23 protein-coding genes are annotated in these 26,867 nt (G+C 67.9%); 1 reads left to right on the top strand and 22 read right to left on the bottom strand.

Annotation, left to right across the window (positions count from 1 at the left end; genetic code table 11):
- Nucleotides 1–232: 232 nt before the first annotated feature.
- On the bottom strand, nt 233–2,008 hold the full coding sequence (locus HF886_RS09295; protein WP_169621874.1) for a GMC family oxidoreductase N-terminal domain-containing protein: 1,776 nt from the start codon (nt 2,006–2,008) through the stop codon (nt 233–235).
- On the bottom strand, nt 2,009–2,689 hold the full coding sequence (locus HF886_RS09300) for a hypothetical protein (RefSeq protein WP_169621873.1): 681 nt from the start codon (nt 2,687–2,689) through the stop codon (nt 2,009–2,011).
- A gap of 167 nt (nt 2,690–2,856) precedes the next feature.
- Between HF886_RS09300 and HF886_RS09305 the strand changes: the two genes are divergently transcribed.
- Complete coding sequence (locus tag HF886_RS09305) at nt 2,857–3,345, top strand: SRPBCC domain-containing protein (RefSeq protein ID WP_169621871.1); 489 nt, start codon at nt 2,857–2,859, stop codon at nt 3,343–3,345.
- 19 nt (nt 3,346–3,364) lie between these two features.
- Here HF886_RS09305 and HF886_RS09310 read toward each other — a convergent pair whose 3' ends face one another.
- The 20 genes from HF886_RS09310 to HF886_RS09405 all read right to left on the bottom strand — a co-directional run bounded on the left by HF886_RS09310 (nt 3,365) and on the right by HF886_RS09405 (nt 26,801).
- Entirely contained in the window at nt 3,365–4,081 is a 717-nt protein-coding gene (locus HF886_RS09310; protein WP_169621870.1) for an SOS response-associated peptidase, read from the bottom strand.
- Nucleotides 4,082–4,183: 102 nt separating this feature from the next.
- Nucleotides 4,184–5,428, bottom strand: a complete 1,245-nt coding sequence (locus tag HF886_RS09315) for a DUF6596 domain-containing protein (RefSeq protein WP_169621868.1) — start codon at nt 5,426–5,428, stop codon at nt 4,184–4,186.
- A 2-nt stretch (nt 5,429–5,430) separates the two neighbouring features.
- Nucleotides 5,431–5,769, bottom strand: coding sequence for a YciI family protein (locus HF886_RS09320; RefSeq protein WP_169621866.1), 339 nt, complete (start codon nt 5,767–5,769; stop codon nt 5,431–5,433).
- Between the two features lie 103 nt (nt 5,770–5,872).
- Nucleotides 5,873–8,629: a phosphoenolpyruvate carboxylase gene (ppc, locus tag HF886_RS09325; RefSeq protein ID WP_169652141.1), complete on the bottom strand. Its 2,757-nt coding sequence runs from the start codon at nt 8,627–8,629 to the stop codon at nt 5,873–5,875.
- Nucleotides 8,630–8,674: 45 nt separating this feature from the next.
- Entirely contained in the window at nt 8,675–8,908 is a 234-nt protein-coding gene (gene secG, locus HF886_RS09330) for a preprotein translocase subunit SecG (protein WP_072698320.1), read from the bottom strand.
- Nucleotides 8,909–9,020: 112 nt separating this feature from the next.
- Nucleotides 9,021–10,217, bottom strand: coding sequence for an MFS transporter (locus HF886_RS09335; protein WP_169621863.1), 1,197 nt, complete (start codon nt 10,215–10,217; stop codon nt 9,021–9,023).
- Between the two features lie 109 nt (nt 10,218–10,326).
- On the bottom strand, nt 10,327–11,112 hold the full coding sequence (gene tpiA / locus HF886_RS09340; RefSeq protein WP_169621862.1) for a triose-phosphate isomerase: 786 nt from the start codon (nt 11,110–11,112) through the stop codon (nt 10,327–10,329).
- A 5-nt stretch (nt 11,113–11,117) separates the two neighbouring features.
- A complete protein-coding gene (locus HF886_RS09345) occupies nt 11,118–12,329 on the bottom strand; it encodes a phosphoglycerate kinase (RefSeq protein ID WP_169621861.1) in 1,212 nt (403 codons plus the stop codon).
- Nucleotides 12,330–12,358: 29 nt separating this feature from the next.
- Nucleotides 12,359–13,375, bottom strand: coding sequence for a type I glyceraldehyde-3-phosphate dehydrogenase (gene gap, locus HF886_RS09350; RefSeq protein WP_169621860.1), 1,017 nt, complete (start codon nt 13,373–13,375; stop codon nt 12,359–12,361).
- A 129-nt stretch (nt 13,376–13,504) separates the two neighbouring features.
- A complete protein-coding gene (whiA, locus tag HF886_RS09355) occupies nt 13,505–14,488 on the bottom strand; it encodes a DNA-binding protein WhiA (protein WP_169621859.1) in 984 nt (327 codons plus the stop codon).
- Nucleotides 14,479–15,519: a uridine diphosphate-N-acetylglucosamine-binding protein YvcK gene (yvcK, locus tag HF886_RS09360; RefSeq protein WP_346765166.1), complete on the bottom strand. Its 1,041-nt coding sequence runs from the start codon at nt 15,517–15,519 to the stop codon at nt 14,479–14,481. Before yvcK ends, whiA begins: the two co-directional genes overlap by 10 nt.
- Complete coding sequence (gene rapZ, locus HF886_RS09365; RefSeq protein ID WP_346765178.1) at nt 15,516–16,376, bottom strand: RNase adapter RapZ; 861 nt, start codon at nt 16,374–16,376, stop codon at nt 15,516–15,518. The genes yvcK and rapZ overlap by 4 nt, the downstream gene beginning before the upstream one ends.
- A gap of 77 nt (nt 16,377–16,453) precedes the next feature.
- Complete coding sequence (uvrC, locus tag HF886_RS09370) at nt 16,454–18,592, bottom strand: excinuclease ABC subunit UvrC (RefSeq protein ID WP_169652142.1); 2,139 nt, start codon at nt 18,590–18,592, stop codon at nt 16,454–16,456.
- A gap of 9 nt (nt 18,593–18,601) precedes the next feature.
- A complete protein-coding gene (locus HF886_RS09375; RefSeq protein WP_169652143.1) occupies nt 18,602–19,072 on the bottom strand; it encodes a PH domain-containing protein in 471 nt (156 codons plus the stop codon).
- Complete coding sequence (gene ribH, locus HF886_RS09380; RefSeq protein ID WP_169621852.1) at nt 19,069–19,551, bottom strand: 6,7-dimethyl-8-ribityllumazine synthase; 483 nt, start codon at nt 19,549–19,551, stop codon at nt 19,069–19,071. The genes HF886_RS09375 and ribH overlap by 4 nt, the downstream gene beginning before the upstream one ends.
- The gene (locus tag HF886_RS09385) at nt 19,551–20,801 is read right to left on the bottom strand and encodes a bifunctional 3,4-dihydroxy-2-butanone-4-phosphate synthase/GTP cyclohydrolase II (RefSeq protein WP_169621851.1); all 1,251 of its coding nucleotides are present in this window, start codon (nt 20,799–20,801) and stop codon (nt 19,551–19,553) included. Before HF886_RS09385 ends, ribH begins: the two co-directional genes overlap by 1 nt.
- A gap of 74 nt (nt 20,802–20,875) precedes the next feature.
- Nucleotides 20,876–21,481: a riboflavin synthase gene (locus HF886_RS09390; protein WP_169621850.1), complete on the bottom strand. Its 606-nt coding sequence runs from the start codon at nt 21,479–21,481 to the stop codon at nt 20,876–20,878.
- Between the two features lie 65 nt (nt 21,482–21,546).
- Nucleotides 21,547–22,566 carry a bifunctional diaminohydroxyphosphoribosylaminopyrimidine deaminase/5-amino-6-(5-phosphoribosylamino)uracil reductase RibD gene (gene ribD, locus HF886_RS09395; RefSeq protein WP_169621849.1) on the bottom strand — a complete coding sequence of 340 codons (1,020 nt, stop codon included), beginning with the start codon at nt 22,564–22,566 and terminating at the stop codon, nt 21,547–21,549.
- Entirely contained in the window at nt 22,563–23,246 is a 684-nt protein-coding gene (rpe, locus tag HF886_RS09400) for a ribulose-phosphate 3-epimerase (RefSeq protein ID WP_169621848.1), read from the bottom strand. Before rpe ends, ribD begins: the two co-directional genes overlap by 4 nt.
- A 138-nt stretch (nt 23,247–23,384) precedes the next feature.
- Complete coding sequence (locus HF886_RS09405) at nt 23,385–26,801, bottom strand: FUSC family protein (RefSeq protein WP_169621847.1); 3,417 nt, start codon at nt 26,799–26,801, stop codon at nt 23,385–23,387.
- Between the last annotated feature and the right edge of the window lie 66 nt (nt 26,802–26,867).

Consider the following 26,867-nt stretch of genomic DNA (forward strand, 5'->3'; position numbering starts at 1 on the left):
CCCTGACGCAACGAAACTTTATGGACGAGCGGGGTCCGCGCGTCGCGCGTGAGGCAGCGAGCCGAGAGCGTCCGGGAACACATCGCGTCGTTCGTGGATCCATGCGGGTGGGCTCCTCCTGTGGTGGGCCGCCGTCGTTGTCGGCCCTTGTCACGTTCGACGCACCACCGGACCCTGCGGTTCCCACGCCGCAGGAAGAACCGGCGCTCCCCTAGCTCGGTCTCGCTGTCCCTTACAGCCCTCGCTCGATCACCGCGGCGGTGACCCGGTCGTCGATCGACGAGACCGGATTCTCACGCCCCACCCACACCTCACCGCCGAAGTACTTCTCGATGATCTTCTCCGCCGTCCGGGTGGCGACAGCCTGCGTGGTCAGCGTGGGGTTGGGGCCGCCGAGGCTGTTGGCGAGCGCCGAGTTGTCGGTGATGAACAGGCGCTTGACCCAACGTGATTCCGCATCGGCGTCGAGTACCGAGTTGTGTTCTTCGAGGCCCATCCGCATGCTCGACTGCGAATGCAGAATCAACGGCGGCCAGTCGCATCGGTGCACCGACTTGGCGCCCGCCGCGCGCATCAGTTCGACAGCCTTCCGGGTCGAGTATTCGCGATTGCGCTTCGTGCGCGCCGATCGATTTCTGTGGGCCATGGTCACTTTCGGCGCGAGCCCGCCTTCGCTCGGAAGCAGCACCGGCGACAACGTCACCCGGTTCTCCGGTTCGACGTCGTCGTCGGTGATGACGAGTGCCGCGAGCACCCGGTCGGTGTCGGCCATCGTATTCAGCAGATCGCGGCCCACGAGCCTTCCCATGGTGTCCGCTCCCGCGGAGTCGACCACGCCCCCCGCTCTTCCGTATCCGTGGATCCCGGAATCGCTGAAGTTCAGTGCGTACGCGATGAGCGCCGGTGGCAGACCGAGTTGCTCGACCCCGCCGTAGCCGGGAAGGTCGACGCGTGCATTCGAGCCGGGGCCTCTGGTCTGGCCCGTGTACTCGTCGAAGACCCCGAATACGCCGTCCATGTGGTGATCGGTCAAGCCACGGCCGACCCATCCGTTCGGGTTGGGGAGACCGGAACCGAGCCACAGTCGCGGCGACTCGACACATCCTGCGGCGAGAACGACGACGGGAGCCGTGGCCTCGTGCTCCGCGCCGTCGGCGGTGGTCGTGAACCGCACCCCACGCGCGGTGGTCTCCCCGTGGACCTCCTCGAAGAGGATCTTCGTGACGACGGCGTCGGAGACGAGTGTGACGGCACGGCCGTGGGGCGACCACGCGTCGGCGGTGAGCATCATCGGAACGTACGAATTATCGGTCGAGCGCTTGGCTTTCAGATTTCGTGGCGCTCCGAGCGGCAGGTAGCAACCCTGATAGCAGTGCCCACACATGGTGCATCCGCGTGCGTCGGGGTAGTGCAGCAGCGCGGGGTCGCGGGTGCGTCCGGCGGTTCCGCCGGGCTGCAGGATCGCGTTCTGCTGCGCACGGTACGACGGTCCTGTCGTGTCGAGCGTGGTCTGGTGTGTCAGGCCGAGGGCGGCGGCGCCACGGAGGAACACCTGCTCCTTGGCGCCCATCGGCGCCGTCTGCACCGGGAGTGTCGCCTCGACCCATTCGTAGTAGCGCCGCAACTCGTCGTAACCGAACGGGAACAGATGCGCGGTGTCGTACATGTCCCGGTCGGGACCGTCGTATCCGGCGAATGCACCTGCTGCCGCCCGAGGCGAATTACCGAAGAAGTGCAGGGTGGTGCCCCCGACGCCGGCGACCTGCCACACATACGATTGCTGAGGAACGTCGCGCAGCCACGGCGTCCGGGATCGATCACCGGGTCCTTGCCGCAGAAATCCTGTGATCGGGTTGTTGGCGTCGTCCTCGAAATGCGTCCACTCGTTCTCCGGGTCGGCGAAGCGTGGCCCGGCTTCGAGGACGAGGACATCGAGCCCGCGGGCGGCGAGTTCCTTCGCGACCACGGGGCCGCCCCCGCCCGACCCGATCACGATTACGTCGGTCATCTACGCCTCCACCTTGTCGATCCCGCGGTAGTACCCGATCACTTCGTCCCACCCATCGCTCGGCCCGGCGTAGTTGCTGAGGTCCCAGCCGACGGGACGGCCGGTCGTCTTCCGTTCGACCGGATCGAACGCCGACACCTCCGAGAACGCGGCGAACGCGGCGAGGGTGGGCAGCGCGTTGACCACGAACCTGATGATGAAATTCTCGAAGCGTGGGTCGGTGTCGAGCCACTCGAACACCAGCGCCTTCTTCGCAAAGTCCAGGTTGGCGAACGGCGCCGCGAACGGCCCGTTCGAAGCGCCCGGATCGGCGGTGGCAGCAAAGATGTTGAGCAGCACCGCAACTCCGGCTGCGCCCGGAAGGGGAACTCCCACTCCTCCGAACAGCGGAATCGCGAGCGCTCGGTCGAGGGTGCGCTCGAGCGACGCTGCCGTGCCCGGAGTCACCCCACCCGGCCGGTCCGTCGCCACCCCCTGATGATGCGAATAGGGGTCGTTTCCGGGAACCACGAACGAGAGCACACCGTTGATGGTGTCCCGGATCGGTGGTGCCGGGGCCGCGGGTTGAGCCCCCGCCGCGGGCGCGCCCACCACGCCCAGCGCGGCCAGTGCGGCACCACCGCCGATCAAGCCGGTCAGAAACTGCCGTCGGTTCCATGAACCGTCGTGTTCGCAGGCCACGCCGCCCCCCTCCGCCGGTGCAAAGACAACTTATGGGAGTGTACGGACGAACCGGTCGGAATTCGGGAGATGGGGCGACCGGCCGGGACCTACCGGCCGCGCCGGTTCGGTCACCCGTCGGCGGTCCGGTGGACCACACTGGGAGGGTCTACGAGAGGGAGAATCCGATGGGCACGCCGACCACGGTGATGGGAGAAGTACGGCCGGAAAGCGACTGTCCCGACGACGCGTCGCTGGTCGGACTGGTCTACCGTCGCAGTTTCGCGTTGCCCGCAAGCGAGATCTGGACAGCACTCACCGAACCCCGCGAATTGTCCCGCTGGTACGGCACATACACCGGAGATCCCTCCACCGGGCGGGTGCGGTTGACGATGGTGGACGAGCACGATTCGGCCACCGCCGACGTGCGCATCGTCGAATGCACTCCCCCGTCCCGTTTCTCCGTCGACGTCGACGGATGGTTGCTCGCCGTCGCGCTGCACACCGTAGGCCGCGTCACCACCCTCGACTTCACGCACTCACACGTCCCACGATCGGAAGCCGGTGAGATCGGTCCGGTCTGGCAGTACTACCTCGATCGCTTGGACGCCGCCTTGACCGGAGGCCGGCCGCCTCGGTGGAGCGACTACTTGTCGCTGGTCGACGAATATCGGTGAGACCTCTCCTCCGGGCCGGTCAATGATGGACGGGCCGTAGCAGATCCGGCGTGTTGTTCCGGGGCGAGTTGACGGCGGTACCGACCTCGTACGGCTCGAGATGAGGTTCCGGGATCGAGTTGAGCAGCGCCTCCACGTCGTCACGGTCGGTCAGCGCCACGTCCAGCCACGGGTCGACGAACGTCTCCGGAAGCACCACGGGTGAGCGGTCGTGGATATGCCCGGCCGCATCGGTGGCCGGGCGCGTCAGCACCGTGCACGTCCACAACCAGCGATCCGGATCATCCTCGGGCCGTTCCGGATCGGGCCACAACTCGTAGAGCCCGGCCATCGAGATCGGCGCGTCGGCGTGCAGGAAGAAGGGAATCTTCTTGCCCTCCTCGTTCTTCATCCACTCGTAGTAGCCGTCCGCCGGCAGGATGCATCGCCGCCGGGACGCAGCAGCCTTGAACGCCGGTTTCTGCGTGATCGTCTCCGAACGGGCGTTGATCATGCGCGAGCCGATCTTCGGGTCCTTCGCCCACGACGGCACCAGACCCCAACTGACCCGGGACGACACCATGCGCACCGGATCACCGCCGGGCGTGTCGCGTGGGACGCGCTCGAGCACCACGTTGACCCGCTGGGTGGGGGCGACGTTGTAGGACGGTGGCAACTCCTCACCGACCGCCGTCACGGCATCGTAGGCCGCAAGCAGGTCGTCCCGGGTACTCGTGCTTGCATATCGTCCGCACACGACATCGGCCTCTCTGGTTGCGACGCTCCGTTTGTTTCACATCTTCCCACCGCGATACGGCCGCACCCGGCACTCTCCGGCAACGGACGCAGCCCGGGACGTTCACCCCGGTCGATCCCCGAGCGAAGCCAGTCGGGAACGCACTCGGCGACGTTCCGGTTCGGTGCCGGCGAGGTCGAGCGCCTGCCGGAACGCGGACTCGGCCTCGGCATCACGGCCGAGGCGGACGAGAAGATCGGCCCTGGCCGTGTGGTACGGGTGATGCTCGCGCAGGACCGGTTCGCCGGCCAGGCCGTCGAGCAGTGCCAGGCCCGACTCCGGGCCGTCGCACATCGCCACGGCGACCGCGCGGTTCGCGGCAACCAGCGGCGACGGCATGAGTGCGAGCAGCACTCCGTACAGCGCAACGATCTGTCGCCAGTCGGTGGACTCGGCGTCGGGCGCCTCGTCGTGCAGCGCGGCGATCGCCGCCTGCACCGCGTACGGGCCGGGGGGCCCACCGGTCAGCCCGGTCACCACCAGCGCACGACCCTCGTCGATCATCGCCGTGTCCCACCGGGTCCGGTCCTGGGCGTCGAGGAGCACGATCTCACCGTCGGAATCGGTGCGGGCGTGGCGACGGGCATGGACGAGCAGTTCCAGCGCGAGCAACCCGGCCACCTCACGTTGCGAAGGCATGAGCCCGTGCAGGATCCGCACCAGCCGAAGCGATTCGTCTGCCAGATCGGGCCGTTGCAGATCGGTGCCACTACTGGCCGCATACCCTTCGGTGAAGATCGAATACAGGGCACCGAGAACCACCGGCAGCCGTTCGTCGAGTTCGTCCGGACGAGGAACCCGGAACGGGATTCGCGCGCCACGGATCTTGTTCTTGGCCCGCACGATCCGCTGCGCCATCGTGGCGTGCGGAACGAGGAACGCGCGCGCGACCTCGCCGGTGGTCAGACCTCCGAGACAACGAAGGATCAGCGCGACACGGTCGTCGGGAGCCAGTGCCGGGTGGGCACACGTGAAGAACAGTTCGAGTCGTTCGTCGGGCAATTCGTCGCCGCGCGGATCCGAGGAGCCGCGCCGCTCGATGTCGATCGCGAGTTCGGCCAGACGTTGCGTGTAGACGCGGTCGCGGCGTACCCGGTCGAGTGCCCGGCGACGGGCGGTGGTGAGCAGCCACGCGCCCGGCCGATCGGGCACCCCGCCGACCGGCCAGTGCACGAGTGCCGCCTCGAGGGCGTCCGATGCGGCTTCCTCGGCCAGGTCCAGATCGCCGAAACGGTGCACCAGCGCCGCGAGAAGCCGCCCGTGCTCCTCGCGGAACACCGCTTCGGCCGAGACACCCGCATCGGGCACGGCTAGTCGCCGAACTCGGCGATCGGGCGCACCACCACGGTGCCGCCGTCCCGGGCGCCCGGACACCGGGACGCCCACTCGATCGCGACGTCGAGGTCCGGTACATCGACGACGTCGTAGCCGCCCAGTACCTCCCGGGTCTCCGCATACGGGCCGTCGGTGACCGTGCGACGACCGTCCGCCGCCACCTGTACGGCGGTCGCGGTGGTGAGGTCCTGGAGTGCGTGGCCGGTGACGAGCACCCCCGCGTCCCGCATCGCCTTTTCGTAGTCCTGCCAGTCCTCGACCGTGCAGGTGCTCTCGTCGGCCGCCGATGTGTAGATCAACAGCATGTACTTCATGATCGTCTCCTCGTGGTTCGGTACGACGATTCGCCGTACACCATGACGACGAACTCTCCCTACCGAAATCGACACGCGCGCGAGATTTTCTTTCGGCGGCCGGTCAGCCGCTGTTCCGGAGCGCGGTGGCGAGTCCGTTCATCGTCAGCTGGATTCCCCGGCGAACCTGTTCGGTGTCCTCGCCCGCCCGGAATCTGCGCAGGAACTCGACTTGCAGGTGGTTGAGCGGTTCGAGGTACGGGAATCGGTTGTGCAGTGACCGTTCCAATGCAGGATTGTCGGCGACGAGCGAGTCGTAGCCCGTGATCCGCTGGTAGGCGTCGACGGTCCGGGCGTGTTCCTCCACGATCCGGCCGAACACCCGTTCCCTCAGATCGGTGTCCTCGACCAACTCCGAGTAGCGTGCGGCGATTCCGAGATCGGATTTGGCCATCACCTGCGCCATGTTCGAGAGCACCGTGCGGAAGAACGGCCAGCGCCGATACAGGGTTCGCAAGGACTCGAGCTTCTCGGGATCGTCGCCGACCCACTCGGCCACCGCGCTGCCCGTGCCGTACCAGCCCGGCAACATCACCCGGCTCTGTGTCCACGCGAGCACCCACGGGATCGCACGCAGGTCGGCGATGGCCGCGGTCGGTTTGCGCGACGCCGGCCGGCTGCCGATGTTGAGCGCTCCGATCTCCGCGACGGGCGTCGAGGTCGTGAAGTACTCGACGAATCCGGGCGTCTCGTGAACCAGACGCCGGTAGGCGTTTCGGGCCAGGTCCGCGAGTTCGTCGAAGATCCGGTAGGCAGCCGACGCATCCGCGCCGAGCCCTTCGACGTCGAGCAGTGTGGATTCCAGAGTCGCGGCGACGAGCGCCTCGAGGTTGCGACGGGCGAGCACGGGTTCGCGGTACTTGGCGGCGATCACCTCTCCCTGTTCGGTCACCCGGAGCGAGCCCCGCACCGCACCGGGCGGCTGGGCGAGGATGGCGTCGTAACTGGGACCGCCGCCGCGGCCGACGGTTCCCCCACGGCCGTGGAACAGACGCAGGCGAACACCCGCGGCGCGGGACGCCTCGACGAGGTCGAGTTCTGCTCGGTACAACGCCCAGTTGGCGGCGAGATATCCGCCGTCCTTGTTGGAGTCGGAGTAGCCGAGCATGACCTCTTGCAGCCCGTCGTGCGCATCGACCAGGCTCCGGAATTCCGGTACGGCGAGGGCCGCTGTCAGCGTCGACGCGCCGCTGCGCAGATCTTCGATGGTTTCGAACAGCGGAATCACCTGCACGCTGCTCCGCGGATATCCGGAGTCGAGGTCGAGCAACCCGACTTCCTTGAGGAGGACTTCCACCTCGAGCAGATCCGAGACCGAGGTACACATGCTGATGATGTAGTGCTCGATCGCGGCGGGCCCGATGCGGCGCACGACGCTCGCTGCGGCGCGCAAGATGCCGAGTTCCTTGGCCGTTTCGTCCGACAACTGCGCGTCGGGGGTGGTCAGGGGCCGCCGGATGCGTAGTTCGGAGGTGAGCAACGCGACCTTGTCATCCTCCGGCAGCGTTGCGTAGCGGTCTGTCACACCCGCCCAGGAGAGCAGTTCGGCTACCACGCGCTCGTGGACGTCGGCGTTCTGCCGCAGGTCCAGTGGAGCGAGGTGGAACCCGAAGACCTCGACTGCGCCGCGCAGTCGGGCGAGACGATCGTCGGCGATGACCGCTCCCCCGCCGGCGCGCAGCGACGCGTCGACGACCGACAGATCGGCGAGCAGTTGCGCGGGGGTGCGGTACGGCTCGCGCGACGGCTCGACGGTGTGTGGGAGGTCGACGTCCGGGAGCAGCCGGGCGCCGGTCGCGGTGAGGCGTCCGCGGATTCCCCGCACGGCCCGCCGGTACGGCTCGTCGCTGTGCGCGGGATTCTCGTCGCCGGAGATGTCGGCGAGTTCCTGCAAGCGGGCGGTGATGGTCGTGGTGCGCACCGACATCGACAACTCTTGTTCGAGCACGGCGAGTTCGGCCAGGTGATGGCGCAGGGAGGTCGCGCACGCGCGGTCGGCGGCCGTGGTGACGACCGCGGCGTCGACGTTGGGGTTTCCGTCACGGTCGCCGCCGATCCACGTGCCGGGACGCACGAGCGGACGGGTGAGCACTGCGGCATCGGGCCACCGCTCCCGGAGCGCACGGCGTACCTCGGCGTTGAGAGTGGGCACGACCTCGAAGAACGCCAGATCGTAGTAGCGCAGGCCGTTGTCGATTTCGTCGCTGATGCGAAGCCTCGCCAGCCGGATCAGTGCGGTCTGCCAGAGGGTGAGGATGTGCCGGTACAGGGCACGGTCGATGCTGTCCCGCTCGTAGGGGTCGACGGTGCGGTCGCGGCGCCGCATCAGGTCGGTGACGGCGGTTTGCACGTCGAATACGGTGCGGCGGCGGGTTTCGGTCGGGTGCGCGGTGATCACCGGTGCGACGAGTGCGTCCGCGAGCGCATCGGCGACCCCGTCCGCATCGAGCGGGACCGCATCGAGCTTGGCGTAGGTCGCGGCGAGAGCGCTGTCCTGCGGGGGATCACCGGCCTCGAGATGGACAGCGCGCCGGCGTTCGCGATGAAGGTCCTCGGCGAGGTTGGCGAGCAGCCCGAAGTGACTGAACGCACGGGCGACCGGCAGCAGATCTGCGGTCTCGACGGCAGCGAAACGCTCGGCGAGATCGGCGCGGTCCATCTCGGACCGCCGGATCCGGAAACTCGCGACCCTCGCTGCTTCGACGAGTTCGAACACCTCGTCGCCCGCCTGATCGCGAACGACATCACCGAGGATGCCGCCCAGCAGGCGGATGTCGTCACGCAGAGGTTCGGTGGCCGAAACCGGCACGGTATCCGTCATTCGGCCAGTATCGGCGCCCCGGGGCCGATATGCGACCGCTGCCGATCAGCTGAACTTGATCTGCAATCCGATACCGAGAATGGCGATGACCCACACGATGCCGGTGAACACGGTGAGCCGGTCGAGGTTCTTCTCGGCTACCGACGAACCGGACAGGTTGGATTGGACCCCGCCGCCGAACAGGCTCGACAGACCGCCGCCCTTGCCGCGGTGCAGCAGCACCAGCAGGATGAGCAGCAGGCTCGTGACGATCAGCAGAATGTCCAGGAACAGTTCCATGTCGGCGTTCGGTGTCCTTCGATGGTGGGTGACGTCGGCCGTCAGCTTACCCGGTCCCGGCGAATCCCAGAATTGCCGCACCCGGTTCGCCGTCCTCGCGGATCGTGGGCCTTCAGGGCTCGTCGTGGGTATACCGGTCGCGACCCGCGAACGCCCCGACCACAGCTTGCCCGGCCCCGCACACCGCGACCAGCAGCAGGACCGTGGTCCAGGTGCCGGTGAGGTCGAAGATCGCGCCGGCGAGCACCGGCCCGCACGCCGCGAGCAGGTAGCCGAGGCATTGCGCCATGCCCGAGAGTTGCGCGGTCTGGGCGACTGTGCGGGTGCGGAGACCGAACAGCGACACCGCGATGATGAACGTCGCGCCACTGCTCATCCCCGCGACCAGGACCCACAACAGGACGAGGTGCGGCGCCCACAGCACACCGATCATCGCGACGACGAGGGCCGAACCGGCGACAGCGGTGAGCCGACTCTGGTCGGTGCGGCGTCCCATCAGAGCGGTGGCGCCCAGACCCGCCACGATGCCGACCACCTGATAGACCGACAGGTGCCATCCGGCGGCCGCGCGGTCGACACCCAGACCGGTCTCGATGGACGGCAGCCACGTCACCAGCAGATAGAACGTGGTGGACTGCAGACCCATGAACGCGGTGACCTGCCACGCGGTGGCGGAACGCCACATGGACACGCCGGGTGTCGTGTCCGGGGCGGCCGGCAGCGGTGTCGGCAGGACCCGTCCGCGCACGACCCACACGGCCGCCGCGACCAGCGACACCACGGCCCACAACGCGAGCGCGCCACGCCAGTTGCCTGTCAGGGCGACGAAGGGCACCGCCAAACCGGAGCCCAGTCCGGCGGCGCCGGTCGTCACCGACGAGTACACGCCGGTCACCGTCGAGATGCGCGTGGGATGGTCGCGTTTGACGACTGCCGGCAACAGCACGTTGCCGATGCCGATTCCCACACCGATCGCGATCGTGCCGCCCCACAGCCACAGCGCGCCGGGAATCGACCGCAGCAGGATTCCGGCCGTCAGGACCAGCATCGCGACGAGCACCATGCGCTGCGTCCCGTAACGGATCGCGGGGCGGTGAATCCACGGGGAGACCGCCGCGAAGCACAACAGCGGCACGGCGCCGAGCACGCCGAGCGCCGTGTTGCCGAGCCCGGTGTCGGCGCCGATGTCCTCGAGCAGCGGCCCGATCGCGGTGATGGCCGGGCGCAGGCAAGCGGCGACGAGCAGCACCGCTGCCAACCCGAACACCACGCTGCGGGTGCTCGGGCCGGTGTCGGCGGGGGCGGTCATACGCGTGATGCCTTTCGGTTCGGGTGCACACTCGGAAACGCCGTGGGGCGCAGGATCCGAAGATCCTGCGCCCCACGATCGAGTGAGCCGTACTGCTGCTCGGGCCGGCCTACAGGAGCGGGCCGCCCGCCGCGATTGCGGAGAGCTGAGCGAACTCGTCGGCCTTGAGCGAGGCGCCTCCGACGAGGCCACCGTCGACATCGGTCTGCGCGATGAGCTCGCCGATGTTCTTGGCGTTCACCGATCCGCCGTAGAGGACACGGACCGACGATGCCACCTCGGGCGAGGCGAGTTCGGCGAGGGTGGAGCGCACCGCCGCACAGACTTCCTGGGCGTCGGCGGCCGAGGCCACCTTGCCCGTGCCGATCGCCCACACCGGCTCGTACGCGACGACGATCTTGGCGATGTCGTCGGCGGACAGCCCGGCGAGCGAGCCCTTCAGCTGGGCGACGTTGTATGCGACGTGGTCGCCGGCCTCACGGATGTCGAGGCCCTCGCCGATGCACACGATCGGAGTCAGGCCGTGCTTGAGCGCGGCCTTCGTCTTGTCGCGCACGATCTCGTCGGTTTCGGCGTGCATCGTGCGTCGCTCGGAGTGCCCGACCACGACGTAGGTGCAGCCGAGCTTGGCGAGCATCGCACCGGAGATCTCCCCGGTGTACGCGCCGGAATCGTGGGCGGAGACATCCTGCGCACCATAGGTGAGCTTGATCTTGTCGCCGTCGATCAGCGTCTGTACCGAACGGATGTCGGTGAACGGCGGGATGACCGTGACATCGACCTTCTCGAGGTACTTGTCGGGCAGCGTGAACGCGATCTTCTGCACCAGCGCGATGGCCTCGAGGTGGTTCAGATTCATTTTCCAGTTGCCCGCGATCAGCGGTGTGCGTGCCATCGCGCTCAGGCCTCCAGAACCGAGATGCCGGGCAGTTCCTTGCCCTCGAGGTATTCGAGGGAGGCACCGCCGCCGGTGGAGATGTGTGAGAACCCGTCGTCCGGCAGGCCCAGCTGGCGCACTGCCGCAGCGGAATCGCCACCGCCGACGACGCTGAACGCACCCTTGCCGGTGGCGTCGACGATGGCCTCGGCGACACCCTTGGTGCCCGCCGCGAACTTCGGGAACTCGAACACGCCCATCGGGCCGTTCCAGAACACGGTCTTGGCCGCCGAGAGCAACGACGCGAACCGCTGCACCGACTCCGGTCCGATGTCCAGACCCATCCAGCCGTCCGGAATCTCCGTGACCGGGACGGTCTTCGCTTCGGCGTCGGCCGAGAAGCTGTCGGCGATCACGACATCCTGCGGGATGTGCAGGACATCGGCGTAGCGGTCCAGCAGTCCCTTGCAGGTCTCGATCATCGACTCTTCGAGCAAGGAATTGCCGACCGAAATGCCCTGTGCCGCAAGGAATGTGAAGCACATTCCGCCACCGATGACCAGCGTGTCGACCTTCGGCGCGAGCGCCTCGATCACTGCGAGCTTGTCGGAGACCTTCGATCCGCCGAGCACGACCGCGTAGGGACGCTCGGTGTCGGTGGTGAGCTTCTCGAGCACTGCCACCTCGGCAGCGACGAGGCCACCGGCGTAGTGCGGGAGCAGCTTCGCCACGTCGTACACCGACGCCTGCTTGCGGTGCACGACACCGAAACCGTCGGAGACGAAAGCACCGTCGTCGCCGACGAGCTCGACGAGATCGCGGGCGAGCGCCTGACGCTGCGACTCGTCCTTGCTGGTCTCCCGCGGATCGAAGCGGATGTTCTCCAGCAGGAGGATGTCGCCGTCGGTCAGGCCCTCGGAGCGAGCCAGAGCGTCCTGCCCGACGACGTCGCCGGCGAGCTGGACGTTGCGGCCGAGCACCTCACCGAGCTTCGCCGCGACGGGCGCGAGCGAGAACTTCGGATCCGGCTCGCCCTTGGGCCGGCCGAGGTGCGCCACGACCACGACCTTGGCGCCGGCTTCCGCCAGTGCTTCGATCGTCGGGGCGGACGCGATGATGCGGCCGGGATCGGTGATCGTCGCGCCGTCCAAGGGGACGTTGAGGTCGGAGCGCACCAGCACACCGCGCCCCTCCACCCCGGCGTCGAGCAGATCCTTCAGGGTCTGAACTGCCACTGTTCGGGTGTCCTGTCCGGTTCGGGGTCTCAGAGCGACTTGCCGACGAGGCCGATGAGGTCGACGACGCGGTTCGAGTAGCCCCACTCGTTGTCGTACCAGGCCACAACCTTGACCTGATCGTCGATGACCTTGGTCAGCGGCGCGTCGAAGATCGAGGAGTGCGGGTCGGTGACGATGTCCGAGGAGACGATCGGATCGGTGTTGTACTTCAGGATGCCCTTGAGCGGTCCCTCTGCCGCAGCCTGCATCGCGGCGTTGATCTCCTCGATCGACGCCTTGGTGCGGAGGTTGGCGGTGAGGTCGGTGACCGAGCCGGTCGGGATCGGCACGCGCAGCGCGTAGCCGTCGAGCTTGCCGAGCAGCTGCGGAAGAACCAGGCCGATGGCCTTGGCGGCACCCGTGCCGGTGGGAACGACGTTCAGGGCTGCGGCGCGGGCGCGACGCAGATCCTTGTGCGGGCCGTCCTGGAGGTTCTGGTCCTGCGTGTAGGCGTGGATCGTGGTCATGAGACCGCGCTCGATGCCGAAGCTGTCATCGAGGACCTTGGCGATCGGTCCGAGGCAGTTGGTGGTGCACGAGGCGTTGGAGATGATGTTCTGGCTGCCGTCGTACTTGTCGTCGTTGACGCCCATCACGATGGTGATGTCCTCACCCTTGGCGGGCGCGGAGATGATGACCTTCTTGGCACCTGCGTCGAGGTGCCCCTTGGCCTTGGCGGCGTCGGTGAAGATACCGGTGGACTCGACGACGACGTCGACACCCAGGTCGCCCCACGGAAGCGCGGCCGGGCCTTCCTTGATTTCGAGCGCCTTGATCTTCTGCTCTCCGACGATGATGAAGTCGCCTTCGACACGCACATCCTTGTCGAGACGACCCAGGATCGAGTCGTACTTCAGGAGCGTTGCGAGAGTGTCGTTGTCGGTCAGGTCGTTGACGGCGACGATCTCGATGTCAGTGGTGCCGAGCGCTTTCTGCGCTTCGACTGCGCGGAAGAAGTTGCGCCCGATACGTCCGAACCCGTTCACGCCTACGCGGACAGTCACAGTAGAGCTCCTTTGCCCAGATCTCGATAATTGTGCTGATGATTGTGCCGTTGTGACCCCTACCCTAATGCGCCGGGGCCACCGTGTGAGATCCGCCCTGTGTGACGAACTCCCCACAAGCGTGCGCCTCTACGCGTCGTCCAGCAACTCCGCGGTCACCGCCGACTCGGTATCGGGAATCCCGAGGTCCTTCGCTCGGCGGTCGGCCATCGACAACAGACGCCGGATGCGTCCGGCGACCGCGTCCTTGGTCATCGGCGGGTCCGCGAGCTGCCCGAGCTCCTCGAGGGAGGCTTGGCGATGCTCGACCCGGAGCGTGCCGGCAGCGGCCAGATGCTCGGGAACGTCGTCGCCCAGAATGTTGAGAGCCCGCTCGACGCGGGCCGCAGCCGCGACTGCCGCGCGCGCGGATCGGCGCAGGTTGGCGTCGTCGAAATTCGCGAGCCGATTCGCGGTCGCCCGTACTTCCCGGCGCATCCGGCGCTCCTCCCAGGTCAACCGGGTGTCCTGGGCTCCCATCTGGGTGAGGAGCGCTCCGATGGCTTCACCGTCGCGGATCACCACGCGGTCGGCGCCGCGTACCTCCCGCGCTTTGGCCGTGACGCCGAGGCGGCGAGCCGCACCGACGAGCGCGAGCGCGGCTTCGGGTCCGGGGCAGCTGATCTCCAGCGCCGACGACCGTCCGGGCTCGGTAAGCGAGCCGTGTGCGAGGAAGGCTCCCCGCCATGCCGCGGCTACGTCGGACACGCTGCCACCGACCACCTGGGCGGGCAGTCCTCGCACCGGGCGTCCGCGGCCGTCGAGCAGTCCGGTCTGGCGCGCGAGGGCCTCGCCGTCCTTTCCGACCCGCACCACGTACCGCGAACTCTTGCGCAGGCCACCCGCGCCGAGCACGTGGACGTCGGCGGCATAGCCGTAGAGCTCGAAGATCTCGCGGCGCAGCCGACGCGCGATCGAACCGAGGTCGACCTCGGCTTCGACGACCACGCGGCCGGTGACGATGTGCAGCCCGCCGGCGAAGCGCAGAAGGGAGGACACTTCGGCCTTGCGATTGCTGGTACGGGTGACCGACAGCCTGCTCAGCTCGTCCTTGACCTCCGCTGTCATTGCCACGAGATGATCTCCCTCCGGTCGCCGATTCCGGCGCGGGCGCTGCCGCGAATCGGTGACAGATACGTTTCCAGTGCGACCGCCAGCTTGGCGGGGTCGTGTCGTTGGGTTCCGTCTTCGGACACGTCGGCATACGAGACGTCCGCGCCCAGGTGCGAAGCCGCGCGACTCAGGTGGTCCCGTTCCCGCCCCGGGGTCACCGAGCCCGCGTCGACGACGATGTGGTCGACCCGGAAGTCCGGAGCGTGCTGCGCGAGGACGTGCAGGTGCCGTTCCGCGGAGAAACCTGCGGTCTCCCCCGGCTCGGCAGCGAGGTTGAGCACGAGGACCTTCGTCGCCGAGGTGTGCGTCAGGGCCTCGTGGAGTTCCGGGACGAGCACGTGCGGGATCACGCTCGAAAACCACGAACCCGGTCCGAGCACCACCATGTCCGCTTCGCACACGGCGTCGACCGCGAGCGGGCACGCCGGTGGATCGGCGGGGATCAGCCGCACCCGCCGCACCTTGCCGGGGGTGGTCGCGACCGCGACCTGCCCGCGGATGCACCGGCTCACCCGGGGGTCCGTTTCGAGCCCCGAGACGTCGGCTTCGATGTCGAGTGCGATCGGCGACATCGGAAGCACCCGTCCCCGCAGTCCGAGGACCTTGGCGAGCATGTCCAGTGCCTCCACCGGATCGCCCACCACCTCGGTGAGCCCCGCGAGGATCATGTTGCCCACCGAGTGCCCCGCGAGGGCGCCGGTGCCGCCGAAGCGGTGCTGCACGACCTCGGTCCACACACGAATGTCCGGGGTGTCGGCGGCCAGCGCCGCGAGGGCCATCCGCAGGTCTCCGGGCGGGATCACACCGAGTTCGGCGCGGAGCCGGCCGGACGATCCGCCGTCGTCGGCGACCGTCACCACGGCGGTGACGCGATCGGTGAGCCGCCGGACCGCGCTCAACGTGGCATACAGTCCGTGCCCCCCGCCGAGGGCGGTGATCGCGGGCCCGGAGCGAGCGTCGCCGGGCGGTGGAGTCGGAGGGTGCGCGGTCACTCGCGCCCCAGATCCCGGTGCACGACGTGCACCGCGAGCCCGGGCTCCCGCTCGAGGCGCGCGGCGAGTGCTTCTGCCATCGCCACGCTTCGGTGTTTGCCGCCGGTGCATCCCACCGCGATCGTCATATAGCGCTTCCCCTCCCGACGGTAACCGGCCGTGGTCAATTCCAGGAGCCGGTGATAGGTGCGCAAGTAGTCTTCGGCACCGTCGCGGGACAGTACATAATCGCGGACCGAGGGGTCCTGCCCGGTATACGGGCGGAGTTCCGCGATCCAATGGGGATTCGGGAGGAACCGCACGTCGCACACGAGATCCGAATCCATGGGGAGTCCGTACTTGAAGCCGAACGACTCCACCGTGACCCTGATCGTGTCGGACGCCGCGTCGCCGAATGCCGCTTCGATCTTGCGGCGCAGCTCGGGCCCGGACAGCGTGGAGGTGTCGATGACGAGATCGGCGGCGCCCTTCACCGGAGCGAGCTGAGCCCGTTCGGCGGCGATGCCGTCGGAGAGGGTCCGGTCGGCGGTGTCCTCCTGCAGCGGGTGACTGCGCCGGACCTGCTCGAACCGGCGGATCAGGACGGCATCGGTGGCGTCGAGGAACAGCACGCGGGTGCTCACCGGCCTCGCGGCGAGATCGGTCACAACCCGCCCGAGATCGCCCGTGAACAAGCGACTGCGCACGTCCATGACCACCGCGAGCCGTTCGAGGGGAGGGTCGGCGTGCACCGCGAGATCGACCATCGAGATCACGAGCTGGGGCGGCAGATTGTCGGCGACGTACCAGCCGAGGTCCTCGAGCGCGGTCGCAGCGGTGCTCAGTCCCGCACCGGACAGTCCGGTCACGAGGATCACCTCTGCACGCGCTTCCTTCTCCCCTGCCGGACTCGTCCCGTGCTCGTCCCGCTCCCGGGACCTACGATCCACTTCCGTCACTGTTCAGCCTCCGCTCGCGACGCCGACACGCCGACCGGGTCATCATCGCCCACGGACGGGACCGGCGCACCCGGGTCGGCGTCCTTGCTGGAACCCGGCGGGGTGCGCTCGGCGTGCAGCGCATCGAGAACCGCCTGTGCGGTGGTCTTGCCGATACCCGGCACAGCGGTGATCTCCTCGACGTCCGCCTCGCGCAACCGCGCGACCGAGCCGAAGTGGGTGACGAGCGCCTTGCGACGGGTCTCCCCGAGGCCTTTGACCCCGTCGAGCGCCGAGGCGGTCATACGGCGGGAACGCTTGCTGCGGTGGAAGGTGATCGCGAAGCGGTGCGCTTCGTCGCGGATGCGCTGCAGCAGGTAGAGCGACTCGCTGGTGCGCGGCAGGATCACCGGGTCTTCCTCCCCCGGTACCCACACCTCCTCGAGTCGCTTGGCGAGGCCGATCACGGCGACGTCGGTGATCCCCAGTTCGTCGAGGACCTCTGCGGCCGCCGCCACCTGCGGGGCACCGCCGTCGACGACGTAGAGGTTCGGCGGATAGGCGAATCGGCGGGGGCGGCCGGTCGCGGGATCCAGCGCGGCTTCGGGCGCGAAATCGCCGCCGTTGCCGGCATCGGCCGGTGTCGTGTCGCGTTGGTGACGCAGGAACCGGCGGCGCGTGACCTCCGCGATGGACGCGACGTCGTCGGAGTGCCCGTCGCCGGCGGCATGCTTGATGCCGTAGTGCCGGTAGTCGGACTTGCGGGGCAGTCCGTCTTCGAACACCACCAGCGACGCGACCACATCGGTGCCCTGCACGTGGCTGATGTCGACGCACTCGATGCGGAGCGGCGCCGAATCGAGGTCGAGTGCTTCCTGGATTCCCTGCAATGCCGCCGAGCGCGCGGTGAAATCACCGGCGCGTCGCAGCTTGTGTTGCGCCAGCGCCTCCTTCGCATTGCGCTGCACCGTGTCGGCAAGGGCCTTCTTGTCGCCGCGCTGCGGCACCCGCAGGCGCACCGGGCCACCGCGCAGACCGCCGAGCCAGCGAGTCATCTCCTCCGGTTCCGGGGGCAGTGCGGGCACCAGGACCTCCCGCGGCACCGCACCGCCTTCGTGTGTCTCCTCGTCGGCCGGCGCACCGGATACGAGTGCGGCTTCCTCGCCGTAGAACTGCGTGAGGAACTGTTCGACGAGCAAGGAGACCTCTTCCACGTCGCCGACGTGCTCGGTGGCTTCGCCGGGGGTGTTCCTGTCGTCGGGGCGGTCGAGCACGTCGCCGGATTTCTCGACGACCCAGCCACGTTGGCCTCGGACCCGTCCGCCGCGCACATGGAACACCTGCACGGAGACCTCGAGGTCGTCGTCGGCGAACGCGACGATGTCGGCGTCGGTCCCGTCACCGAGCACGACCGCCTGCTTCTCGAGCGCCTTGCGAAGCGCTCCGAGATCGTCGCGGAGCCTGGCTGCGGTCTCGAAGTCGAGTTCGTCGGCGGCCGCCTGCATCTTCAGTTCGACTTCGCGGACCATCTTGTCGGTACGGCCGGCGAGGAAGTCGCAGAACGCTTCGACGATGCGGCGGTGTTCGTCGGCGTCGACCCGGCCGACACACGGGGCCGAGCACTTGTCGATGTAGCCGAGCAGGCAGGGACGGCCGATCTGGGTGTGTCGTTTGAACACCCCGGCGGAACAGGTGCGGGCGGGAAAGACGCGGAGCAGCAGGTCGAGGGTTTCGCGGATCGCCCACGCGTGGGAATAGGGCCCGAAATACCGGACGCCCTTGCGGCGGGGTCCCCGGTACACGAAGAGGCGGGGGTATTCCTCGTTGAGGGTCACCGCCAGCATGGGGTACGTCTTGTCGTCGCGATAGCGGACGTTGAACCGAGGATCGAACTCCTTGATCCAGTTGTACTCGAGTTGCAGCGCCTCGACCTCGGTGCGCACCACGGTCCACTCGACGCTGCCGGCGGTGGTGACCATCTGCCGGGTACGCGGATGCAGCGATGCGACGTCGGCGAAATACGAGTTCAGACGCGAGCGGAGGTTCTTCGCCTTACCGACGTAGACGACCCGGCCGTGCGGGTCTCGGAACTTGTAGACCCCCGGTTCCGTCGGAATGGTGCCGGGAGCCGGGCGGTATGTGGAGGGGTCGGGCACGAGTCCAGGTTAGTCGTCGCCGACGACACCCCGGCTGTACCGGGCTTCGAGTTCCCGGAACCGGTCCAGGGCGTCGACGGCACTTCCGCCGTCCCTCGCCTGCACCGCGACCACGGGCACGTATTCGTCGTACGGCAGTTCGAGACGCGCCCACGGCGCGCCCTCGGGGAACGACAGACCGCGAACCTCGTCCCACGGGACGTGTCTCTCGGCCACGACGTTGCGCACCGCGACGCCGTCCGCGCCGGCACGGAACCGGGGCCGGGTGAACAGCAGCAGGGCGCCCGACAACGCGATCCCGATCGTGAGAATGGCGATCTGGTCCGCCAGTCGCAGATGCACGCCCGAATCGCCGCCGCCGCGCAGGACCAGCGCGGCGCCGATATGTACGGCGAGGACGAAGACGGCACCGAGGATCACCCACAGGCGCATCTTCGCCGGTCGGACCTCGAGTTCCCATCGGGTGTCGGCAGAGGTCATGTCCGGGCCTCCCGCAGCCGGCGCAACGTCACGGCGGTGTCGAGTGCGGCCGCGCATGCCTGCTCGCCCTTGTCCTCGGCCGAGCCGGGCAGTCCCGCGCGGTCACGCGCCTGCTCCTCGGTGTCGGTGGTGAGCACCCCGTTGCCCACGGGTGTGCTCTCGTCGAGAGCAACCCGCGTCAGTCCGTAGGTGACCGCGTCGCACACGTACTCGAAATGCGGAGTTCCGCCGCGGATGACCACGCCCAGTGCGACCACGGCATCGTGGGTTCGTGCCAGTTGCTGTGCGACGACGGGAAGTTCTACAGCCCCCGCGACCCGCTCGACCGTGACGTCGGTGATGCCGGCGCGATCGGCGACGCGCAGGGCGCCGGCGATCAGGGCACCGGAGATCTCGGCGTGCCAGCTGCCTGCGACGACGGCGAGGCGGAGGTCCGCGGCGTCACCGAGTTGCAGGTCGGGCAGACCTTCCCCGCTCATCAGGCGTCCCCGGCTTCGAACTCGTCGAGTCCGACGAGGTCGTGGCCCATGCGGTCGCGCTTGGTCCGCAGGTAGGTGAGGTTCTCGCGGTTGGCGCGCAGCGGCATCGGGACCCGATCGGTGATCTGCAGACCGTAGCCGTCGAGGCCGACGCGCTTGGCCGGGTTGTTGGTCAGCAGGCGCATCGAGGAGATACCCAGGTCGACGAGGATCTGCGCGCCGATGCCGTAGTCGCGGGCGTCGGCGGGCAAGCCGAGCTGGAGGTTCGCGTCGACGGTGTCCGAGCCGGCGTCCTGAAGCTGGTAGGCCTGGAGCTTGTGCATCAGGCCGATTCCACGGCCCTCGTGTCCGCGCATGTAGAGCACGACGCCCCGGCCTTCCTGCGCGACCATCTCGAGAGCCGCATCGAGCTGCGGTCCGCAGTCGCACCGCAGTGAACCGAAGACGTCGCCGGTGAGGCACTCGGAGTGCACCCGCACCAGGACGTCTGCCCCGTCGCCGTCCGGTCCGGCGATATCTCCCATCACCAGCGCGACGTGCTCGACCTCGTCGTAGATGCTCTGGTATCCGACGGCCGTGAAGCTCCCGTGCCGGGTGGGGATTCTCGCCTCTGCGACCCGCACGACGTGCTTCTCGTGCCTGCGGCGCCACGCGATGAGGTCGGCGATCGAGATCAGTGCGAGTTCGTGCTCGTCCGCGAAGACACGCAGTTCGTCGGTGCGGGCCATTTCGCCCTCGTCCTTCTGCGAGACGATCTCGCAGATGACACCGGCGGGACGGAGATCGGCCATGCGGGCGAGATCGACGGCGGCTTCGGTATGCCCGGGGCGGCGCAGGACACCGCCCTCCTTGGCACGCAGCGGCACGACGTGGCCGGGCCGGGTGAAGTCGTCGGCGCGCGAGTCTGCATCGGCGAGCAGGCGCATGGTCGCCGCACGGTCGGACGCGGAGATGCCGGTGCCGATGCCTTCCTTCGCATCGACGGTGACCGTGTAGGCGGTGCCGTGCTTGTCCTGGTTGGTCGAGTACATCGGAGGCAGCCCGAGCCGGTCGCAGTCGTCGCCGTCGAGCGGGACGCACAGGTACCCGGAGGTGTATCGCACCATGAAGGCGACGAGTTCGGGTGTGGCTTTCTCCGCCGCAAAGATGAGGTCACCCTCGTTTTCACGGTCTTCGTCGTCGACCACGACTACCGCTTTACCGGCGGCGATATCGGCGACCGCGCGCTCGATGGTGTCGAACCTCGTCACTTGCCTGGGCTCCAAATCTCGTATCCGGACGACTCGTGCTTCGCGTCCACTTGTCGTGTCCACCCTACGACTACCTAACGGGCGTTCTGCAGTCGCTCCACGTACTTGGCGATCACATCGACCTCGAGGTTGACCAGCGTGCCGGGCTCGGCTGAACCGAGAGTGGTCAGCGACAAGGTGGTGGGGATCAGCGAGATCTCGAACCACTCGTCACCCGGATCGCCACCGAGCGCGGAGACGGTGAGGGACACTCCGTCCACGGTGATCGATCCCTTTTCGACCACGTATCGAGAGATGCTGTCCGGCAGCGAAATTCGCACCACCGTCCAGTTCTCGGACGGCGCCCGGGAGATCACGGTGCCGGTGCCGTCGACGTGTCCCTGCACGAGGTGCCCGCCCAGCCGGCTGTTCAGCGCGGCAGCACGCTCGAGGTTGACCCGGCTTCCCGCGGCGAGCCGCGCCAGCGAAGACCGGTTCAGTGTCTCCTGCATCACATCCGCCGTGAAGGAGTCGCCGGCCTGCACGTCCACCACCGTCAGGCACACGCCGTTGACGGCGATCGAGTCGCCGTGTTTCGCGTCGGAGGTCACCACCGGGCCGAGCACGGTGAAGCGCGCTGCGTCCGCGAGATCCTCTCGCGCCACGATCTCACCCAGTTCCTCGACGATGCCGGTGAACACGTTCGGGCTCCTTCACTCCCGGCCGAGGCCGGGTTCGGTTCACAGATCCCGTTCCGGGACCGGTCTCACAGATCCCGTTCCGGGACCAGGGTCAACAACACGTCCGCGCCGACGGTGTCGATGCGCTCCCGACGAAACCGTAGCGCCTCGGTGATGCTGTGTACGCCGGCGTCCTGCACAGCGGGCGTTCCCGCACCCAGGAACATCGGCGCGAGGTAGGCCTGTATCCGGTCGACACTGCGCGCGGCGAGGAACGCCCCGGCAAGTCGCGGCCCGCCCTCGAGCAGCACGTCCGGGTGGTCGGCGAGGGCGTCGAGGACGTCCCCGATGTCGCGGGTACGCAGCACGAGCGTCGGCGCCGCGTCGTCGAGCACACGTGCCGAGGTCGGGATCTCCCGCATCCCCACGACCACGCGCAGCGGTTGGTGCGGTGCGAGATCTCCGTCGGGCAGCCGGGCGGTCAGCCACGGATCGTCGGCCAGAACCGTCCCGGTGCCGACGACGATCGCGTCGAGCCGACTGCGCTCGTCGTGCACCCTGGCACGCGCTTCCGGTCCGGAAATCCACTGGCTGGTTCCGTCCTGCGCGGCGCTCCGGCCGTCGAGCGTCGCCGCGTACTTCCACGTGACATGGGGCCGGCCGGTGCGTGCCCGGTGAAGCCAGGCCCGCAACGGGCCGTGGATGACGGCGTCGGCCCCGAGTCCCGGATGCACCGTGATCCCCGCGGCACGCAGGGTCTCTGCTCCTCCCCCTGCCACCGGACCGGGGTCCGGGACGGAGTAGTACACCGTCACGATTCCGGCGTCGATGAGCGCGCGGGCGCAGGGGCCGGTGCGTCCGGTGTGGTTGCACGGCTCGAGGGTGACCACGGCGGTGCCGCCGCGTGCCCGGTCGCCGGCCGCAGCCAGGGCCCGCACTTCCGCGTGCGGACCACCCGGAGGTGCTGTGGCACCTACCCCGGCGACCTGCCCGTTCGCGTCGAGGATCACGGCGCCGACCGGCGGGTTCGGGCTGGTGGTTCCCCGCACGGCCTCCGACGCATCCAGCGCGAACTGGAATGCCTCGGTGACTTCGGGGGGCGTCACGTCGCGAGCGTCAGGTGCGGCGAGGCGGCCGCCGCCTGTGCGCGCAGCTTGCGCACCGCCTCGGCCGGATCCTCGGCACCGTAGACGGCGGAACCGGCCACGAAGCAGTCCACGCCGGCCTCCGCCGCCGCTTCGATGGTGTCCGCGTTGATTCCGCCGTCGATCTCCACCAGGAGGCGCAGTTCGCCGGAGTCCACCAGTCTCCGCACCGCGCGCGCCTTGTCGAGTACGTCGGGAATGAACGCCTGGCCGCCGAAACCGGGTTCGACGCTCATGACGAGCAGCGTGTCGAACTCGCGGAGGATCTCCAGGTAGGGCTCGATGGGGGTGCCCGGTTTGACGGACAGTCCGGCCTTACCGCCTGCGGCGCGGATATCGCGGGCCACGGCCACCGGATCGTCCGTCGCCTCGGCGTGGAACGTCACGTTGTGTGCGCCCGCTTCGGCATAGGGCGGGGCCCACCGGCCCGGGTTCTCGATCATCAGATGGCAGTCGAGCGGGATGTCCGTCGCCTTCAGCAGCGACTGCACGATGGGCAGACCGAGAGTCAGGTTCGGCACGAAATGGGCGTCCATCACATCGACGTGGAGCCAGTCGGCACCGGCGACGGCCTGCGCCTCGTCGGCGAGACGAGCGAAATCGGCGGACAGAATCGAGGGGGCAATCATCGGGTGGGCCACATCGATCGAGTCTAGACGAGCGCATCGCACGTGCCGGTCACCAGCACGGACGCTCCGCCCGGCGGCGTCGCCGCGGATCGAGACGAAACAGAAACGACTGCCCGGCAGTGTATTCGGACAGTCTCCCGAGATTCGGGTTCAGACCCGGCGGAACGACGACGTGAACCGCGACAGTCGCCCTTCACTCGGCAACACCTCTTCGACCATGAAGGTCACGGTCTGATCGATTCGTTCGAGAGACTGGAGCACACGGGACAACGTGCTGTCGTGCGGGATGTCGTACTCGTCGGTGGCCTGCATGTCCTCCTGCACCGCGGAGGGCGTCTCCCCTGCCAGCGCTTTCAGCAGGGCCTCGAAGTTGTCCTCACCGATATCCTGGATCGCGCCCCACTGCGAGTCGGTCAGGACGTTCTCGTCGGCCGAGAGACGCTCGGTGGCGGACACCAGATGCCGCGTGTAGAACAACAGAGCCCACAGTGCGGTGAGCCGCCCTTCGATCCCCCGGACATCGAGCGCCCCGGAAGAACGGCGCAGCGGGACGGCGGTGGCCTCGACCTTCTGGACCAGCGTGGTCAGCGCGAGTTCCCGGCGTGCGAGTTCCTGCCTGTCCAGGGTCCCCGTGGATCCGGACCGCAGGTGTGCGAGACAGATGCCGGTGACGTCCTGGACGGTCCGCACCAACTGAGACGTGTCCGACGACAAGCGGGTGCGGGTACGGGTGGGCAGAACGACCGCGGCGACCACCAGCGCGAGCCCCGCTCCGATCACCGTCTCCACGACACGCAGTTCGATGGTTTCGGTATCCAGTCTTCCCAGCAGGTCGTAGAGCAACGCGACGAACGCCGTGATCCAGAGCGCCGACAGGACGGACGACACAGGACGGAAGTACGTCGACGCCAAGATGCACAGGGCCAGCAGCGGGAGGACCACGGGAGTGTCGGTCCCGACCACGATCGCGAAGCCGAACCCGATCGCGGCTCCGGCCACGGTTCCGACGATGCGCTGCATCCCCTTGAGAAACGTCTCCCCGTCCGTCTCACCCAGTACAAAGAACGCCGGCAGCGCGGCCCAATACTGGTAGGTCTCCGATACGGACCCTCCGATCCAGAGGGCCAGCCCGGTCGCGAGTGCGGCCTGCACCGCGCGTCGGATCGGCCCGGCGTTCGTGCCGGCCGGCGCGCGTCCTCCGCTCGGAGCGGAGGACGATTCCTGCTCACCCGCAGCAGATCCCGCTCCGACCGCGGAAGTCGAGCCTGCACCATCGGTGTCGCCGGGGCTGCCGATGAGGTCTTCGGGGCGGGCGGTATGCAACGCGTCCACAGCAAACCGGAGTTCGCGCACGGCATGATGCAACCGCTGCGCCGGCAGAGGCCAGTCGATGGGATCGGGCACGTCGTCGGGTGGACGGATCGCGTCGTTCTCGTCTCCGGAATCGCCCATCCACGCCGGAAGGTCCGGATAACTACGAATGTGGAGCTGGAGCTGTTCGAGTTCGCCGGCGAGCCGAGCCCGGACCGGGATGGGCATGCCCGACCCGGTCGCATCCCGAGCCGCCGCAGACAGATTGACCGTTGCGAGCTCGACATCGAAGAGACGTATTCGCAGGTTGTTCTGCTGCTCTGCGGAGAAGTGCAGGGCCGGGTCCTGTTTGGTGAGCTGACCTCCCAGAAAGGACGCGGTGTGGTGGAGTTGGTCGAGTCCGCTGTGCATACGTTTGCGCAGATCCGGATCCCACCGGGCTGCCGACACCGTATCGACGAGGGGATCGATGCTGTGCGCAACACTGTTCTCGAACGCCCGGACGCCGCTCCGTACGAGCCCGACGTGTCCGTGACCGAGCGGAATGAACTGAACGAGTACCGACGCGGTGACGCTCACCAGCCCCGTCAGTGCGTACAGCCAGAAATCGTCAGGGCTCAGCCGAAGCAGCAGGCTGAAGTAGAACGTCATGAACAACACGCGGCCGAGCCCGGCCCCTTGTGGTCCGAACCGGGACAGCAACACACCCACGAAGGCGAGGGCGGCGACGGCGAGCACCGACGGCAACCGTTCGCGTGGAACCAGGGTGATCAAACCGACCGCGACGACCACGGGGACGAGCGTCAGCATCCCGCCGAACTTGGCGAGTCCCGGGCGCGCACCGCTTTGCGCCGCAACCCCGCCCGCGAACATCGCGATCATTCCGCCGAAGATGGCCGTGGGCATCGGGGCTTTCCCTGCGAGTTCGAGGCCGATCGCCACCACCGCCACCGAGACCACCGCCGCGATGAGCACGCGCAAGGACCCGAATAGCCGGATGTAGCCGGGATCGATGAGCGTGAACCGGTTGGCGAAGAAGGCTCGTACGCCGCCGGTGGCGGGCTTCCGGGTTCCCGGAGCAGTGGTTTCCGGAACATCCGCCCAGCCGGGCGCGTACACCGGCTGATAATCGAGGTCCCGGCCGACCGCATCGGTGAACTGTTGCGCCCGGTACGCGAACGGCAGCCACTCGACGTACCGTTCGTAGGCCTCGTCGAGATCGGTGAGTGGTTCGAGGTGAACGAGTTCGCCCATCTTCCGATTCACCCGGGCGAACCGGGCAACCCACGGATCCTCGCTCTCGACAGGAGGCGCCGAGCGATGTCCGTCCGTCCGGTGCAGCTCGATGTCCTCCCCGATCAGCCGGCGGAACTCCCCACGCGACCTCGTCTCGGGAACATCGGTGCTCGTCCACCCGAGCAGAGGATGCATGTAGTCCGCGAACTTCAGGAACTGGTCGGTGAGCGGAAGCAGCATCGGCTCGACAGTCACCGGGTGGGATCTGGGCAACCCCCACCGAAGTGCCCCGACGACCCCGCTCAGCATCCGGATCGAATACGGCAGCGAGAACGTGTCGCGGCCGCTCTGGAAGTAGTAGGCGGAGTGGTGCAGCCGGACACCGTCGGTGTAGCTGCTGAAACTGTCGGCGATGGACGAGAGTTTGGAGTCGAGGTCGCGCGATTCGCCGCCCGGGAAGTACGGCTTCAGGCTCGCGACCGGGTCGCCGACGCTGTTTCCGGGATTGTAGAACTGCGCGGACAGACCGCGCAGGGCGCTGATCACTCCGTAGACCCCGAGAAGAAACGTGAGAATCAGGAAGACGAGCACGACACCGGTGAGAGTCTCCAGGACCGAGATGATCCGGGATACATCGGTGTCGGGAACGACTTGGGACGTGCCCACCGTGGAGAGCTGGGCTGTACTGAAATAAATTGCGCCGAAGGCATCGTCGGTGCCGCCGTTGTACAGGAAGTCTTGCTCCCTCATCATGCCGACGTAGATGAAGGCGTATCCCAGGATCGTGCCGCCCACCCACATGCCCACCGTGACGATGAGCTGAATGCCCGTGACCTGACGGAGTACGGCGGGTCGCCGTCCGCGTGACATCTTTCGCGTCACTCGTCTGATGACACGCCAGACCCACGACGTCACAGCGCGCGTGAGAAAGCCTGCGTCGTCGTAATTGAGGGCGGTGAGGAATACATCCAGCAGCGTCAACCCAAGGATGATGATCCCGAGCCACTGGACAGCGTCCACGGCGCAAGTCTAGGGCTACACGACCGTACGGGTACGGGATAACGGGATCGACGGCGAAGAACGGAC

This window comes from Rhodococcus sp. 105337, assembly GCF_012844225.1.
Classification (GTDB): Bacteria; Actinomycetota; Actinomycetes; order Mycobacteriales; family Mycobacteriaceae; genus Rhodococcus.

Bases quoted from the DNA above. Each gene is read 5' to 3' on its own strand.
- HF886_RS09305 (WP_169621871.1), top strand. From the start codon at position 2,857: ATGGGCACGCCGACCACGGTGATGGGAGAAGTACGGCCGGAAAGCGAC.
- ppc (WP_169652141.1), bottom strand. From the start codon at position 8,629: ATGACGGATACCGTGCCGGTTTCGGCCACCGAACCTCTGCGTGACGAC.
- secG (WP_072698320.1), bottom strand. From the start codon at position 8,908: ATGGAACTGTTCCTGGACATTCTGCTGATCGTCACGAGCCTGCTGCTC.
- HF886_RS09335 (WP_169621863.1), bottom strand. From the start codon at position 10,217: ATGACCGCCCCCGCCGACACCGGCCCGAGCACCCGCAGCGTGGTGTTC.
- ribH (WP_169621852.1), bottom strand. From the start codon at position 19,551: ATGAGCGGGGAAGGTCTGCCCGACCTGCAACTCGGTGACGCCGCGGAC.
- HF886_RS09295 (WP_169621874.1), bottom strand. From the start codon at position 2,008: ATGACCGACGTAATCGTGATCGGGTCGGGCGGGGGCGGCCCCGTGGTC.
- HF886_RS09320 (WP_169621866.1), bottom strand. From the start codon at position 5,769: ATGAAGTACATGCTGTTGATCTACACATCGGCGGCCGACGAGAGCACC.
- tpiA (WP_169621862.1), bottom strand. From the start codon at position 11,112: ATGGCACGCACACCGCTGATCGCGGGCAACTGGAAAATGAATCTGAAC.
- HF886_RS09375 (WP_169652143.1), bottom strand. From the start codon at position 19,072: ATGACCTCTGCCGACACCCGATGGGAACTCGAGGTCCGACCGGCGAAG.